The organism is Streptomyces inusitatus (genome assembly GCF_014651115.1).
GTDB lineage: Bacteria > Actinomycetota > Actinomycetes > Streptomycetales > Streptomycetaceae > Streptomyces > Streptomyces amakusaensis.
On the sequence record NZ_BMWG01000002.1, the window covers coordinates 763,150 to 777,479 of the forward strand.

The 14,330-nt window shown below is 73.5% G+C and carries 13 protein-coding genes; 7 read left to right on the plus strand and 6 right to left on the minus strand.

Going from position 1 to position 14,330, the window contains the following annotated elements; translation table 11 throughout:
• Nucleotides 1–28 precede the first annotated feature (28 nt).
• The 6 genes from IE247_RS07325 (at nucleotide 29) to IE247_RS07350 (ending at nucleotide 6,409) form a co-directional block, all read left to right on the plus strand.
• A complete protein-coding gene (locus tag IE247_RS07325) occupies nucleotides 29–610 on the plus strand; it encodes a hypothetical protein (RefSeq protein ID WP_190122045.1) in 582 nt (193 codons plus the stop codon).
• A 130-nt stretch (nucleotides 611–740) separates the two neighbouring features.
• Nucleotides 741–1,784 carry a rod shape-determining protein gene (locus tag IE247_RS07330; protein ID WP_190122046.1) on the plus strand — a complete coding sequence of 348 codons (1,044 nt, stop codon included), beginning with the start codon at nucleotides 741–743 and terminating at the stop codon, nucleotides 1,782–1,784.
• 22 nt (nucleotides 1,785–1,806) lie between these two features.
• The gene (locus IE247_RS07335; protein ID WP_190122047.1) at nucleotides 1,807–3,387 is read left to right on the plus strand and encodes a GAF domain-containing protein; all 1,581 of its coding nucleotides are present in this window, start codon (nucleotides 1,807–1,809) and stop codon (nucleotides 3,385–3,387) included.
• 199 nt (nucleotides 3,388–3,586) lie between these two features.
• Nucleotides 3,587–3,856, plus strand: coding sequence for a hypothetical protein (locus IE247_RS07340; protein ID WP_190122048.1), 270 nt, complete (start codon nucleotides 3,587–3,589; stop codon nucleotides 3,854–3,856).
• Nucleotides 3,849–5,312: an acyl-CoA synthetase gene (locus IE247_RS07345; protein ID WP_190122049.1), complete on the plus strand. Its 1,464-nt coding sequence runs from the start codon at nucleotides 3,849–3,851 to the stop codon at nucleotides 5,310–5,312. The genes IE247_RS07340 and IE247_RS07345 overlap by 8 nt, the downstream gene beginning before the upstream one ends.
• Nucleotides 5,313–5,620: 308 nt before the next feature.
• The gene (locus IE247_RS07350) at nucleotides 5,621–6,409 is read left to right on the plus strand and encodes a VOC family protein (protein WP_190122050.1); all 789 of its coding nucleotides are present in this window, start codon (nucleotides 5,621–5,623) and stop codon (nucleotides 6,407–6,409) included.
• Nucleotides 6,410–6,463: 54 nt separating this feature from the next.
• Here IE247_RS07350 and IE247_RS07355 read toward each other — a convergent pair whose 3' ends face one another.
• The 5 genes from IE247_RS07355 to IE247_RS07375 form a co-directional block, all read right to left on the minus strand.
• Nucleotides 6,464–8,275: an RICIN domain-containing protein gene (locus IE247_RS07355; protein WP_190122051.1), complete on the minus strand. Its 1,812-nt coding sequence runs from the start codon at nucleotides 8,273–8,275 to the stop codon at nucleotides 6,464–6,466.
• A gap of 278 nt (nucleotides 8,276–8,553) precedes the next feature.
• Nucleotides 8,554–10,530 carry an ABC transporter permease gene (locus tag IE247_RS07360; protein WP_190122052.1) on the minus strand — a complete coding sequence of 659 codons (1,977 nt, stop codon included), beginning with the start codon at nucleotides 10,528–10,530 and terminating at the stop codon, nucleotides 8,554–8,556.
• Nucleotides 10,531–10,618: 88 nt separating this feature from the next.
• On the minus strand, nucleotides 10,619–11,383 hold the full coding sequence (gene modA / locus IE247_RS07365; protein WP_190122053.1) for a molybdate ABC transporter substrate-binding protein: 765 nt from the start codon (nucleotides 11,381–11,383) through the stop codon (nucleotides 10,619–10,621).
• A 69-nt stretch (nucleotides 11,384–11,452) separates the two neighbouring features.
• Nucleotides 11,453–11,845, minus strand: coding sequence for a TOBE domain-containing protein (locus IE247_RS07370; protein WP_190122054.1), 393 nt, complete (start codon nucleotides 11,843–11,845; stop codon nucleotides 11,453–11,455).
• 108 nt (nucleotides 11,846–11,953) lie between these two features.
• Nucleotides 11,954–12,361: an ArsR/SmtB family transcription factor gene (locus tag IE247_RS07375; protein ID WP_229868768.1), complete on the minus strand. Its 408-nt coding sequence runs from the start codon at nucleotides 12,359–12,361 to the stop codon at nucleotides 11,954–11,956.
• 49 nt (nucleotides 12,362–12,410) lie between these two features.
• Between IE247_RS07375 and IE247_RS07380 the strand changes: the two genes are divergently transcribed.
• Nucleotides 12,411–13,610, plus strand: coding sequence for an MFS transporter (locus tag IE247_RS07380; protein ID WP_190122055.1), 1,200 nt, complete (start codon nucleotides 12,411–12,413; stop codon nucleotides 13,608–13,610).
• A gap of 95 nt (nucleotides 13,611–13,705) precedes the next feature.
• On the opposite strand, the gene IE247_RS07385 is transcribed toward IE247_RS07380, so the two are convergent.
• Nucleotides 13,706–14,330 (minus strand): DALR domain-containing protein (locus IE247_RS07385; protein ID WP_308433199.1); only part of this gene is annotated, 625 nt, incomplete at its 5' end.

Here is a 14,330-nt window from a genome sequence, read left to right on the forward strand (position 1 = left end):
GAGGCCCGGCACCGGGCAGGATGGCGGTATGCACGCGGTCGCGCCCCTGGGGCCCCTCGATTTCCAGCTCGTACTGCTGCGCCGGATGGCCGACTACCACCCGGAGCTGGTCGAGGACGCCCGCCGGGAGCTCGGGGTGTCCGCCGCCGGGATGCGGGAGGCGAACCGCCGCTGGCAGGCGACGGTCCGCTCGCCCCGGAGCCGGGGCGCGCTCGCCCGCTACCGCTCGGTGCTCGGCGAGCCGGAGCGGACGGAGAGACGCGCCGTGGGCGATCTGGAGTGCGAAGCACTCCAGTGGCCGGTGCCACTCTGGCCGGATCTGCGGTTTGAGGTGCTGGCGGCCGCAAAGGGCGGCGGCGCGGTGTGGAACGAGTGGCTGGTGCGCGCGCCCGGCGCGGCCTCGCCCGGGCTGAGGACGGCGGAGGATCTGACGCCGTGGTCGTGCACCGTGGACGAGGCCGCGCGGGCCTTCGCTCCGGCGGTTCCGGCGGAGGGCTCGGCCCCGGGGCGATGGCGGCTCGCTCTGACGCTGCCCGGCGGGGAGCGGGGCGTCGCGGAGTTCACCTGGGGCCTGTTCCAGCGGCTGTCACGGCCCGGCGGGGCCGGCTGAGCCCTGGCCGTGCCAGGCCGAGCGGCCGGGCCGACCGGGTCGGCGGGCCCCCCGACCGGCTCACCCAGCGCGCGGTGGCCGCCACCCGGCCGGACGATGCCTTCAGGTACCGCACCCGGGAGGATCCGCCGTGACCGTCAGTCTTGAGCGGCTGCGCCGCTGCCATGTCGCCGTCGACCTGGGCGCAGCCCGTACCAGAGTCTTCGTCAAGGGCGTGGGGCTCGTCGTGGACGAACCGAGCGTCGCCGCCGTGAACACCCGTAACGGCGCGCTCATCGCGGTCGGCGCGCTCGCGGAGAAGATGACCGGCCGCACCCCCGGCTACATCCAGGTCGTCCGCCCGGTCTCCGGCGGCACGGTCGTGGACATCGAGATGGCGCAGCGCATGCTCCGCCATCTCCTCGGCGAGAAGCTCCGCAGACAGCTCCGCCGCAAGCCCCGGCTGCGGGCCGCCGCCTGCACCCCCCATCTCAGCGATCCGCTGGCGCAGCGCGCCGCCGTGGAGACCCTGGTCGGGCTGGGGGCGCGCCGGGTCGAGCTGGTCGACACGCTGATCGCCGCCGCGGTGGGCTGCGGGCTCCCCGTGGAGCAGCCCACCGCGACCATGATCATGGTGTGCGGGGCGGCCACCACACAGATCGCGGTGCTCTCCCTCGGCGCGATCGTCACCGCCGAGCGGATCCCCGTCGGCGGCAACGCCATCGACCACGCGGTGATCCAGCATCTGCGCACCCAGCACGAGCTGATGCTGCCCAGCCAGTCGGTACGGCCGCTCCAGCTCGCGCTTCAGAGCAATGGGCTCCATTCGCACGGCCCCGAGTCGACCGAGATCCACGGCCGGGACGTGGCCACCGGTCTCGCCCGCTCGGTGCTGGTGGACACCGCCGCCGTACGGAACGCCATCCACACCCCACTGACCTCGGTCATCGACGGCATCGGCAAGGTGCTGCGGGACTGCCCGCCCGACCTTGTCGCCGATCTCGCCGACCGGGGGATCATGATGGTGGGCGGCAGCGCGCTGCTGCCCGGCTTCGATCAGATGCTGCGGGACGCGACCGGGATGCCGGTGCGGATCGCGGACCGGCCGGACATCTGCGCGGTACTGGGGCTCGGTGCGATGCTGGAGGGCAAGATCCAGCCACTGGTGCTCAACCCGCTGGCCGAGGTCGGCTGAGCACGGAGGCGAGGCGACGGCGGTGGGCGATCCCGGCGGGGCGGCGGGCACGGCATCGGGCCCGGAGGCTCGGCTTCCGTTGCTGCTGGAGGCCGTGCTCAGCGTAGGCACCGACCTCGAACTCCCCGCCACGCTCCAGCACCTCGTCGACACCGCCACCGAACTCGCCGGGGCCCGCTACGGGGCGCTCGGCGTCATCGACCCGGAGCGCGGGATCCTCACCGAGCTGTTCACCTCCGGGCTGAGCCAGGAGGAGCGGGACCGGATCGGCCCTCTGCCCAGCGGGGAATCCGGGCTGGTGGGACTGCTCGTCCAGGATCCGCAGCCGCTGCTGATCAACGATCTCTCGGCCGATCCCCGCTCCTCGGGCGTGCCCGAGGGCCACCCCGTGATGCGCTCGCTGATCGGGGTGCCGATCCGGGTCCAGAGCGAGGTCTTCGGCAATCTCTATCTCTCCGAGAAGCGCGAGGGCGCCTTCACCGAGGAGGATCTCGCGGTGCTGCGGGTCCTCGGCTCCCAGGCCGGGATCGCGATCGGCAACGCCCGGCTGTACGAGACAGCCCGCCAGCGGGAGCGGTGGATCGCGGGCGCGGCGGCCGTCACCACCGCCCTGCTCACCGGGAAGAGCCCGCAGGACGCCCTGGCCACCGTCGCCGAGCAGGCCCGTATCCTCGCCGGGGCCTCGGCGGGGGTGGTGCTCCAGCCCACCGACGAGGGCGGGATGGAGATCGTCGCCGCCTCCGCGGTGGACGACCCGGGCGACATCGTGGGCACCACCATCGCGCCCGGCTCCCCGGTGCTGGAACAACTGCTGGGCGGCGAGCCCGTGTTCATCGAGGACTCGGCGACCGACCCCCGGATGACGACCCCCGTACGCACCCGCTTCGGCCCCTCGATGATGCTGCCGCTCCAGAGCGGGGGCCGGCTGATCGGCACCCTGGCGCTGCCCCGGCGGCGGCAGGGCGACCCGTACACCGTGGAGGAACGGCTGCTGGCCTCGCAGTTCGCCTCCCAGGCGGCGCTGGCGCTGGTGCTCGCCGACGCCCAGCACAACCGCGAGCGGCTGGCGGTCTTCGAGGACCGCGACCGGATCGCCCGCGATCTGCACGACCTCGTCGTCCAGCGGCTGTTCGCGACGGAGATGATGCTGGAGTCGACGCGGCGCAGGGCGGCGGGCGGGGAGTCGGACGAGCTGCTCGGCCGGGCGGTGGACGAGCTGGACTCGACCATCCAGGAGGTGCGGACGGCGATCTTCGCACTCCAGCAGCCGCCCGCCGACGCGCCCGCCAGCTTCCGCGGCCGGGTGCTCCGGGAGACCGGCGGCGCGGCGGCGCTGCTCGGCTTCCGGCCGTCGGTGCGCTTCCGGGGGCCGGTCGACGCGCTGCTGAGAGAGCCGGTGGACCAGCGGCTGCTGGCCGCGCTCCGGGGCGCGCTGGCGGCGGCGCACCGGCGGCCCGACGTCACCTCGGTGGAGGTGGAGGTGGACGCCACGGCCCGGCTGACGGACGGTACGGCGGGGGTGCGGCTGACGGTCACGGACGACGGCCTGCGCGAGGACGGCGCGGGGCGGGGGACCACGTTCGGCTGGGAGGCCCCGCGCTGAGAGCGCCGCGGGCCCGGCCCGGCCCGGCCCGGGCCCGCGCCCCTCTCCCGTACCGCCGGACGTACCGCCGGACGTACCGCCGGACGTAAGAAGCTGCTGTGACCGATGGGTGCCAACACCCTCTCCTCGCGGCCCGTGCTGGCTACCCTTCGAAGATGCGCATGACACCCGGCACGACCCGGACTCACCGGCCCCTGTTATGACGCCCGAGACCCCCGCGCCCCGGCGCGCGCCCCGGGCGCTCACCGTACTCGGATGGCTGCTGACGGGCTCCGTCCTGCTGGCGGTCCTGCTCGCCCTCGCACTCGGCGGAACGCTGGCGTGGTGGCTGAAAGTGGACCGCTCCGCCGTCTTCGAACACCGGCAGGGCAGGGTGGAGCAGCATCCCGCGCGTGCTGATGTACTGGGCGGGGAGACGGCCGCGGCCAGGGCCGTACGGACGGAGACTTGGAGTACGACGAGTGAGTGACCTCTTCCCCGCCTTGCACACCGCGACCGGCCGGACGGCCCTGCGCTTCGGGGAGCGCGCCCTGACCTACGGGCAGTTGGCCCGGGCCGCGGGCGATCTGGCCGCCCGGATCGGCGGAGCCCCGAGGGTCGCCCTGTGGGCCACGCCGACGCTGGAGACGGCGGTGGGCGTGGTGGCCGCGCTGCTCGCCGGGGTCCCGGTGGTGCCGCTCAACCCGAAGACCGGCGAGCGCGAGCTGACGCACATTGTCACGGACAGCGCCCCGGCGGCGGTGCTCGCCGCACCCGGCGACGAACTGCCCGGCGCGCTGGACGGGCTGGAGCGGATCGACGTACCGGTGACCCCCGCGGCGTCCGCGACGCCCGTGCCCGCGTCCGCGTCCGCGTTCGGCGAACCGGGGCCGCTCTCCCCCGCGCTGATCGTCTACACCTCGGGGACGACCGGCCCGCCCAAGGGCGCGGTGCTGCCCCGGCGCGCCCTGGCCGTGACCCTGGACGCGCTGGAGGACGCCTGGGAGTGGACCGCCGACGACGTCCTGGTGCACGGGCTGCCGCTGTTCCATGTGCACGGGCTGATCCTCGGTGTCCTCGGGCCGCTGCGCCGGGGCGGTGAGGTGCGGCACCTCGGCAGATTCTCCGTCGACGGCGTGGCGCGCGAGCTGGCCGGCGGCGGCACCATGCTCTTCGGGGTGCCCACGATGTACCACCGGCTGGCCGAAGCCCTCGACGGCGACGAGAAGTTGCGCGAGGCGCTGGCCGGCGCGCGGCTGCTGGTCTCGGGCTCGGCGGCGCTGCCCCTCCACGACCACCGGCGCATCGAGGCGGCGACCGGCCGCCGGGTGATCGAGCGGTACGGCATGACCGAGACGCTGATGAACACCAGCGTCCGGGTGGACGGCCGGGCCCGCCCCGGCTCGGTGGGGGTGCCGCTGCGCGGTGTGGAGCTGCGGCTGGTCGCCGAGGACGGCTCGGCGATCACCGGGTACGACGGGGAGAGCATCGGGGAGGTCCAGGTCCGGGGCGAGAACCTCTTCACCGAGTATCTGAACCGCCCGGAGGCCACGGCCGCGGCCTTCGACGGCGACTGGTTCCGCACCGGCGACATGGCGGTGCGCGACGAGGACGGATCCGTACGCATCGTCGGCCGCCGGGCCACCGATCTGATCAAGAGCGGCGGGTACAAGATCGGCGCGGGGGAGATCGAGAACGCCCTCCTGGAGCACCCCGGCGTCCGTGAGGCGGCGGTGACCGGCGAGCCCGACCCGGATCTCGGCGAGCGCGTGGTGGCGTGGATCGTCGCCGACGACGACCGCGCCCGGCCCACCCCCGAGGAGCTGGCGGCCCATGTGGCGGCCCAGCTCGCCCCGCACAAGCGCCCCCGCACGGTCCGCTTCCTCGATGCGCTGCCCCGCAATGACATGGGCAAGATCATGAAGCGGTCCCTGCGGGTCTCCTAGGGAGTGTCTTCGAAGTGGCGTCGTCCTCCCGTAGGGAGGGTCTGGCGGGGGTCTGGTGCGTGCGATCGCAAGGCGGAGGAGGGAGCCCACGCGGAGCGTAGGCGACCGACGACAACGCGGCGAGCGTGCGTGCCAGGGCACGACAGGCAGACGGGACTTTGAAGACACGGCCTAGCTCCCACCAGGGGTTTTCGCATTCCGTTCGATTCCCGGGCGTGGCTTCGGCGCGCGCCGGGGAGCGGCGACGCCTAGCGTGAGAGGAGCGGCCGGCACCCCGGCCGCCCCCTCTCGACGGGAGGAGCTGCCCCATGGCCGTACGACCTGAAGGCACACCCTGCTGGGCGGACGGGATGTTTCCCGACCTGGCCGCCGCGAAGAGTTTCTACGGCGAGCTGTTCGGCTGGACGTTCGGCGAGAGTTCCGAGGAGTTCGGGAACTACACCCAGGCATCGGTGGACGGCGGGACGGTGGCCGCCCTGATGCCGCAGGAGCCGGGGTCGGAGCGGCCCCCCGCGTGGAATCTCTACTTCGCCACCTCGGACGCGAGGGCGACCGCCGCGAAGATCCGTGAGAACGGCGGCACGCTGATCGCGGACTCCGTCGAGGTCGGCGGCTTCGGCACGATGGTCGTCGCCCAGGACCCCAGCGGGATCCACTTCAGCGCCTGGCAGCCGGCGTCCCACCAGGGCTTCGAGCGGACGGGTACGCCGGGGGCGTACGCCTGGGCGGATCTGTGCACCCGGGAGGTGCGCAAGGCCGACGCGTTCTTCCCCTCGGTCTTCCCCTTCGAGGTCAAAAGGATGGAGAGCGACCAGGTCGACTACCACGTCTGGAGCATCGGCGGCGAGCCCGTGGCGGGCCGGCTGCGGATGACGGACAACTTCCCGGCCGACGCGCCCCCGTTCATCAATGTGTACTTCGCCGTGGCGGGCGTGGACGCGGCGGTCGCCACCGTCCGACGGCTCGGCGGACAGCTGCTGTACGGGCCGCATCCCAGCCCCTTCGGGCGGTTCGCGCCGGTGATGGACCAGCAGGGCGCGGTCTTCACCCTGATCGATCCGGCGGACAAGGAGGGCGAGACGCCCACCTTCTCCTGAGCCGGTCCCGAGGCCTGTCCCGAGGGCGCGCGGACCCGCGCGCCCCCGGGCGGCTCACTCTCCCCGCAGCAGTGCCGGAGCGGGCGGTTCCGGAGGTGGGTCCTGTCGGTCGCTGATCCCCCACACCCGGTCGGAGCGGGCGGACCGGGGCATTCCGTCGCCGGGGGTCCGGCCGCCGGGCAGACCCGGCAGACCCGGCGGCGTCGGCGGTTCGGCGGCGGCGGGCCGTGAGGGGTCGGCGCTCCCGCCTCCCGGCGTCGCCCCGGGCGTGCCGTCGGGCTCCGTCGCGGCGGGGGCGCGGCCGGTCAGCCAGCGTTGGCCCGCCGAGTCGTCGCGCAGCTCGACGACGACGTCGGAACCGGCCCGGGCGGAGCCGGGGGCGACCGCGAGCCCGCCGTGCCAGCGGGGGACCATCTGGCCCTGGACGGTGAGGTCGTACCGTACGCCCGTCGCGGCGGCCGTCTCCCCGTCCGCCGGCGGGCAGTCGGTGAGGCTGAGCACGCCCGCCGATTCCCGGGAGTTGAGACAGAGCCCGGGTTCGACGGCGGAGCGCAGCCGTCCGTCCTCCTCGTACACCCATCTCTGGGTGGCCCGGTGGGCGCAGGCCGCCGTGGTGGCGTCGGCGTCCGGCTCGGCCCGGCGGCCGCGCAGATCCAGACAGAGGCCCGACTCGGCGTGGCGGAACTGGGTGGTGAGCGGTGCGAAGGGGCGGACGGCGGCGGTCGCCGAGGGCCGCGCGGCGGGTACGGAGGAGGCCTCGGCCCCGTCTGCGGGCAGCGGCGCGGCGGACGCCCCGGGGGACGCTGCGGTGTCGCCCCGGTTCCCCTGGTGGTCCCCCCGGAGCCCGGTGACGACCGTGGCGGCGATCAGCAGCCCGGTGGCCGCGCCCACCCCGGTGAAGAGGGCCGTGCGGCCGCGCCGGGAGAGCCTCCGGCCCCGGAGCGCGAGGGGCAGGAGGGACGGCGGCCTGCGGGGCCGCCCCCGGCGCGGCCCGCGGGTCGCGGCCCTGGGCTGGTGGCGGGCGGTCCGGCGGGCCGGCCGGGAGTCGAGGTAGGACTGCGCGGCCCAGCCGAGCACCCCTTCGGCGAGGAGCGGGGAGAGCCTGCCCTCGCGGTGGTCGAGTTGATCGGCGGCGAATCGGCAGTGCCGGCAGACGGCGAGATGCGCCCGGACGCCGGGGGACGGCTCGCCGCCGCGGCGCGCGGAGAGATCGAGCAGCCGATTGTAATAACGGCATTCGCACTGTGGTGCGATTTCCAGATGACAGCGGAGAATCCCCGACCTGAGCATTTCCCTGGCCTGTTCCAGCTGGAGCGCCGCGCCGCGCGGGTCCATCGCCAGCAAAACGGCGGGTACGGATATGTCCTCGGCTTCCACCTCGCTGTGCCAGAGCAGGCATTGGGCGGATCCGGGCAGCTCCAGAAAGGCCCGCGCGACCAGGGCCCGATTCGCGGGGAGGGTGAACATGTCGGCGTGCGCGGTGCGGCCGGTCCGGGGATTCTGGAGTTCGGCCAGCGCGGTGACGCGGGTGTCGGAGGCCCACGCCTCGGCGATATGGCGGGCGGTCGTCAGAAGCAGCGGACGGATTGCGGAGGTCGTCCGCGCGCGCCGGAGATTCTCCAGCACTCTGGCGAATGCGGCGGCGGTCAGCAGGGAGGCGGCCTTGGCGGAGGGGGCGCCGATGGCCGCGTAGTCGAGAACCGGCTGCCAGTGCCTGGCCAGCAGGGCGGCCACGGGCTGGGAGTCGTGGGGGGCGTCCGAGGCCCGCAGGGCGGCCGCCAGACCTTCGTCGGAGGCCCCCGAGTCGAGGCCGGTGCGTGAGGGAGGGAAGGAATCCTGGTGTTGGGGATCGGCGGGATTGGCCATAAGACGTCTTTCCGTCCAGGGCATTGCGGTGGGGGGTGAGCAGTGCCGTCCGGCCCGGGGCGAGCGGGCAGAGGATTTGGTTCGATGAAGTCGTCGTGGGGCTGTTCAAAACTCAACGAACGGTTGAACAAAACCGACCGTGTTCGGACGTGGAGTGGCTCACTTTCGCACAACCGCCGTTGCGGAACAAGAGTTCAAGAACCGCCGGCCATAGCGCCGGGACCGGCCGACTCCCCTCCTGTGCTGGGCACTTAGGGCCTGCCGCAGACGTTTCCCCGTCAGACTTCACCGAGCGAGATCTCCGTCGCCTTGACACTCGCCCACACCGCGACACCGTCGGCGAGTCCGAGTTCGGCCGCCGACCGCGGAGTGATTTCGGCGACCAGATCGGGAATCCCCGCCGAAGTGATGAGAATGCGCAGTCTGCTGCCGCTCGCGGTGATCTCCCGGACCGTGCCCGGCCAGACATTGCGCGGGCTGCCGCCCGGTCTCAGCCGGTGTACGGAGACGGCCTCGGGGGCGATCACGGCGAGGGCCGGCGTACCGGCGGGCAGCGGCTCCGCGACGGTGAGAGAGCCGCCGCCGGGCAGGCTCAGCCCGCTCTCCGTCGCGGTGCCCGCCCAGGCGTTGCGGCCGAGCATCCGGGCGACCCACGGGGAGCGCGGACGGCGGGTGACCTCGGCGGGCGAGGCGTCCTGGAGCGCGCGGCCCTCCTCCAGCACCAGGACCCGGTCGGCGAGCGAGACCGCCTCCACCGGGTCGTGGGTGACGATCAGACAGACCCCGCCGAAGCCTTCGAGATGGGTGCGCAGGGTGTGGCGCACCCGGGCGCGGGTGGTCTGGTCGAGGGCGGCGAGCGGCTCGTCCAGCAGCAGCAGCCGGGGGCGCGCGGCCAGCGCCCGGGCGAGGGCCACCCGCTGGGCCTGGCCGCCGGAGAGCTGGGCGGGTCGGCGTCCGGCGAGGTGCCCCACCTCCAGCCGGTCCAGCCACTCCCGCGCCTCGCGGCGCGCCTCGGCGCGCGGTACGCCCCGCGCGCGCGGCCCGTACGCCGTGTTGCCGAGGGCGCTCAGATGCGGGAAGAGCGCGCCGTCCTGGGGGACCCAGGCGACGCCCCGGCGGTGCGGGGGGAGTTCGGTGACCTCGTCCGGGCCGAGGCTCAGAACCGCGTGGGCGCGGGGGGTGAGGCCGAGGAGGGCGCGCAGCAGGGTGGTCTTGCCCGCGCCGTTGGGGCCGACGACGGCGATGGTGGTGCCGGGGGCGGCTTCGAGGGTGAGCCGGGTGAAGCCGGTCAGCTCGGCGCGCAGGGACCAGGATTCGCCGCCCTCCGGTGACACCCGGGCCGGCGGCTCGCCCTTCGAACCCGGTTCCGGCTCCGGTTCCGGCTCCGGCTCCGGTCCCGGCTCGGCCTGCCCGTTCCCCGGATCCGCCCGTACGGCTGTCGCGCCCGCCGCGCCGCCGGTCCAGTGTCCGCGCAGGGCGATGAGCACGCCCATGGCGATGGCCAGGAGCAGCAGGGAGAGGGAGGTCGCCGCCTCCGGCCGGGACTGGAGGAGCAGATAGACCTGGAGCGGCAGGGTCTGGGTCGCGCCGGGCAGATTCCCGGCGAAGGTGATGGTGGCGCCGAACTCGCCGAGCGCGCGGGCCCAGGTGAGCGCCGCCCCGGCGGCCAGCCCGGGGGCCACCATCGGCAGGGTGACGGTGCGGAACACCCGTACCGGAGAGGCGCCGAGCGAGGCCGCGGTCTCCTCGTAACCGGGCCGCAGTCCGCCCAGCGCGCCTTCGAGGCTGATGACGAGGAAGGGCATCGCGACGAAGGTCGCGGCGACGACCGCGCCGGCGGTGTGGAAGGGGAGGGTGATGCCGAAGGTCGACTCCAGCCAGGGGCCCAGCAGTCCCCGGCGGCCGAAGCCCAGCAGGAGGGCGACGCCTCCGACGGTGGGCGGCAGCACCATGGGGAGCAGCACCAGGGAGCGTACGAGCACCTTGCCGGGGAAGCTCACCCGGGCGAGCAGCCAGGCCAGCGGCACCCCGAACAGCAGGGAGAGGCCGAGCGCGCAGAAGGAGACGAGGAGGGAGAGCCGGAGCGCCTCGACGACGGCCGGGCTGCTCAGATGCGTACCCAGCTCGGTCCACTCGGTGTGGACCAGGATGCCCAGGAGGGGCAGCAGCAGAAACGCGATGGCGAGCAGGGCGGGGACGGCGAGCGCGAGGGGCACGCGGGTGCCGGTGGGCCCTTGGAGGCGAAGGCGTTTCATCGGGGTTCCTGGTGTACGCGATGCACGTGAGGTCCATGGTGCTCGGTGCGCGGGCGGTCCGCCCCCGCGCACCGGGCACGGGCGCGGTCTACGGCTGCTGGAAGCCCGCGTCCTGGAGGATCTTCCGCGCCTCGGGGCCGCTCAGCCAGGTCACGAACGCGGCGGCGGCCTCGGGGTGGTCGCTGTCCTTGAGGGTCGCCGCCGGGTATCGCGCGACCGCGTTCTGGGCGTCCGGGATCTCGATCGCGTCGACCTTGTCCTCCGCGGCGGCCGCGTCGGTCTTGTAGACGAGCCCGGCGTCGGCCTCGCCCAGTTCGACCTTGCTGAGCACGGCGCGGACGTTGGGCTCCTGCGAGACCGGCTTCACCTCGACCTTCTGCCGGTCCAGGATCTGCCCGCTGTAGCGGCCGACGGGCACCTCGGGCGCGGCGAGGACGACCTTGAGCTTGCTGTCGGCCAGGTCCCCAAGGGCGTCGATCTTCTCGGGGTTGCCCTCGGCGACGGCGATGACCAGCCTGTTCCTGGCGATGACCGTCGGCTTCCCGGTCTCGGCCGCCAGCCCGTCCATGGTCTTGGTGTCGGCGGTGACCAGCGCGTCGGCGGGAGCGCCCTGCCGGACCTGCGCGGCCAGCTCCTGGGAGCCCGCGAAGGAGAAGGCGACCTTGGTCCCCGGGTTCTCCTTCTCGTACGCCGCTCCCGCCGTCGCGAAGACATCGGTGAGCGAGGAGGCGGCGAGCACGGTCAGGTCCACCTTCTTCAGCCTGTCCCCCTCGTCGTCACCGCCACAGGCCGCGAGCGGCAGAAGCAGGGCGGCGGTGGACACGGCGGCCGCGGCACGGCGACGGAAGGTCATGGAACGGGACTCCTCGGCTGGGACGGATCGGGCGGGGCGGGGTGAGAGGGAGGGAGGGAGGGGCTGCGCTCATACCAGGTCGACGTGGACATTGGTCGACTTGACCCGGGCGGTGGCCCGCATGCCCACCTCAAGCCCCAGCTCCTCGACGGCCTCCCTGGTCAGCAGGGAGACCAGCCGGTGCGGCCCGGCCTGTATCTCGACCTGCGCGGCGACGTCCCCGAGCTTGACCGCGGTGACGATGCCCGGAAAGGCGTTGCGGGCCGAGGTGTACGAGGCCTCGTCCTCGCCTCCCCCCTGCCCCACCTCGATGGAGAACGCGGCCAGATCCCGCCCCTCGATCAGCCGCTTCCCGCTCTCGTCCCGGTGCGTCGCGACCCTCCCGGCATCGGCCCACCGCCGCGCCGTGTCGGGACTGACGCCGAGAAGACGGGCGGCCTGGCCAATGGTGTACGACTGCATATGCCGTACGTTAGGCCGAATGGGCTGGCATCTACAAGGCTGATCCCATGATCTGGCCGGTGGATGCGGTCCAATCACCCGCCGTACGGGCGGGGCCCGCCGGAATCGCTATCGGCGGGCGTCGGCCGAGGTGTAGCCGGACTCCGTCGCACAGCCCAGCAGCTGATCGAGCAGGCCGGGGAAGCGGGCCTCCACCTCGCCGAGGCGCAGGGAGTTGTAGCAGCGGGTGCCCTCCGAGCGGACGCGGAGGAGGCCGGCCTCTCTGAGGATCTTCAGATGGTGGGTCATGGTCGACTTGGCGATCTCGCCGCCCAGTTCCCCGGCGGTGCGCTCGTCGCCGCGCGACAGGGCGACGGCGATCCCGAGCCGGGTGGCGTCGCTCAGCGCGAACAGCACCTCGGGGAGGCAGATGTCCTCAGGGTCCGGATGGAAGTAACGGCGCACCCCTCCAGAGTCGCACAGTCCGGCGCGGGTGATCGGCCGGAAATCACCCACCACCTTGCCCTCGGGAGTCACATCAGCATCATGTACCTATGGACCGCGACTATCGAACATTGAGGACGCCGTGAACCTCGTCCACCTCCTTGGGCTCGGGGCCTTCGCGCTCGGGCTCGACGCCTATGTGACCGCCGGTCTGCTGCCGGTCATCGCCGACGACTTCGACTCGTCCGTATCGGCCACGGGGCAGATGGTCACAGCCTTCACGCTCGCCTATGCCATCGCCTCCCCGATCTTCGCCACCTTCCTCTCCGCCTCCCGGGTACGGGCGGGGCTGCTCGGTTCCCTGGCCGTCTTCGCCCTGGCCAACGCGGGCAGCGCGCTCTCCGACTCGCTGCCGGTGCTGCTGGTGACCCGTGCCTTCGCGGGGGTCGGCGCCGGTCTGTATCTGGCCCTCGCCGCGGCGGCCGCCGCGTCCCTCGTGGACAAGGAGCGACGGGGCCGGGCGCTCGCCGTGATCATGGGCGGGATGAGTTCCGGCACGGTCATCGGGGTGCCCGCGGGCGTCTTCATCGCCGAGCACACGGGGTGGCGTTCGACCTTGTGGCTGGTCACCGTGCTCGGATTCATCTCCTTCGCCGGTCTCGCGCTCCGGCTGCCGGCGCTGCCCGCCACCCACTCGTTCTCCCTGCGGGAGCGCGCCCAGGTCGTCACCGACCCCCGGGTCGCCTCGATCGTCGGAGTCTCCTTCCTCGCCGCCGTCGCCAGCCTCGGCCTGTACACCTACATCGCGCCGGTGATGGCGACCGATGCCATGGGCGAGGTGGAGAGCATCACTCCCTATCTGTGGGCCTGGGGCATCGGCGGCGTCATCGGCAGCGTCCTGATCGGCACCCTGGTCGACCGGGTCCGCCGCCCGTACTTCCTGGTCGTCGGGGCTCTGGTGCTCCTGGTCGCGGCCCTGCTCGCCTTCCGTGTCACCGCCTCGATCCATCCGCTCATCGCGCTCCTGCCGATCGCGATCTGGGGTGCGGTGGGGTGGGCCCTGCAAGTGCCGCAGCAGAACGATCTGCTGGAGGCCCGGGGAGAGAAGGGCGGCCCGGTGGCCGTGGCCCTCAACGAATCCGCCCTCTATCTCGGCAGCGCCGTCGGATCGGGTCTCGGCGGACTCGCCTTCTCCCTCGGCCGGAGCGGCTCGGTGCTGCCGCTGTGGGCGGCGGGCGCGGCCCTGCTCGGTCTGATCCTGCAAGTGACCGCGGTCCGGACCTCCTCGGCCCGGCGCGCACGGCCCGCCCCCGCCGACACTCTGACCGGCGGCACCGATTGACCGACCCGGGGCACGGGCCGGTCCGGGCCGGGCCGGGCCGGTCCGGTCCGATCCGGTCCGATCCGGTTCGGTCCGGTTCGGTCCGGTCCGGTCCGTCAGACCGGCCCCAGGCTCCAGCGCGGACCGTCCGGGCCGTCCTTGATGACCAGCCCGGACTGCTGGAGCTGATCGCGGATGGCGTCGGCGGTGGCCCAGTCCTTGCGGCCGCGGGCCGCCTCGCGCTGCTGGAGCACCAGGCGTACGAGCGTGTCGACCGCGCCGTGGAGGTCTTCGCCGCCCTCGGCGTCGCCGGCCCAGTGCGGGTCGAAGGGGTCGAGACCGAGGACGCCGAGCATGGCGCGCACCTCGGCGAGGCGGGCGACCGCGGACTCCTTGTCGTCGGCGGCGAGCGCCGAGTTCCCCTGGCGGACGGTGGTGTGGATGACGGCGAGCGCCTGCGGCACACCGAGGTCGTCGTCCATGGCCTCGGCGAAGGCCGGCGGGACCTCTCCGGCGGGGGCGACGGCACCGCCGGTCTTCTCGACGACCCGCTGGGCGAAACCCTCGATCCGGGCGAAGGCGGACTCCGCGTCGCGCAGTGCCTCCTCGCTGTACTCGATCATCGAGCGGTAGTGCGGGGTGCCCAGGTAGTAGCGCAGAACGATCGGCCGCCAGCGTTTGACCATCTCGGAGACGAGCACCGAGTTGCCGAGCGATTTGGACATCTTCTCGCCGCTCATG

Bases quoted from the DNA above. Each gene is read 5' to 3' on its own strand.
- IE247_RS07370 (WP_190122054.1), bottom strand. From the start codon at position 11,845: ATGCAGTCGTACACCATTGGCCAGGCCGCCCGTCTTCTCGGCGTCAGT.
- IE247_RS07355 (WP_190122051.1), bottom strand. From the start codon at position 8,275: ATGGCCAATCCCGCCGATCCCCAACACCAGGATTCCTTCCCTCCCTCA.
- modA (WP_190122053.1), bottom strand. From the start codon at position 11,383: ATGACCTTCCGTCGCCGTGCCGCGGCCGCCGTGTCCACCGCCGCCCTG.
- IE247_RS07360 (WP_190122052.1), bottom strand. From the start codon at position 10,530: ATGAAACGCCTTCGCCTCCAAGGGCCCACCGGCACCCGCGTGCCCCTC.
- IE247_RS07325 (WP_190122045.1), top strand. From the start codon at position 29: ATGCACGCGGTCGCGCCCCTGGGGCCCCTCGATTTCCAGCTCGTACTG.
- IE247_RS07350 (WP_190122050.1), top strand. From the start codon at position 5,621: ATGGCCGTACGACCTGAAGGCACACCCTGCTGGGCGGACGGGATGTTT.
- IE247_RS07340 (WP_190122048.1), top strand. From the start codon at position 3,587: ATGACGCCCGAGACCCCCGCGCCCCGGCGCGCGCCCCGGGCGCTCACC.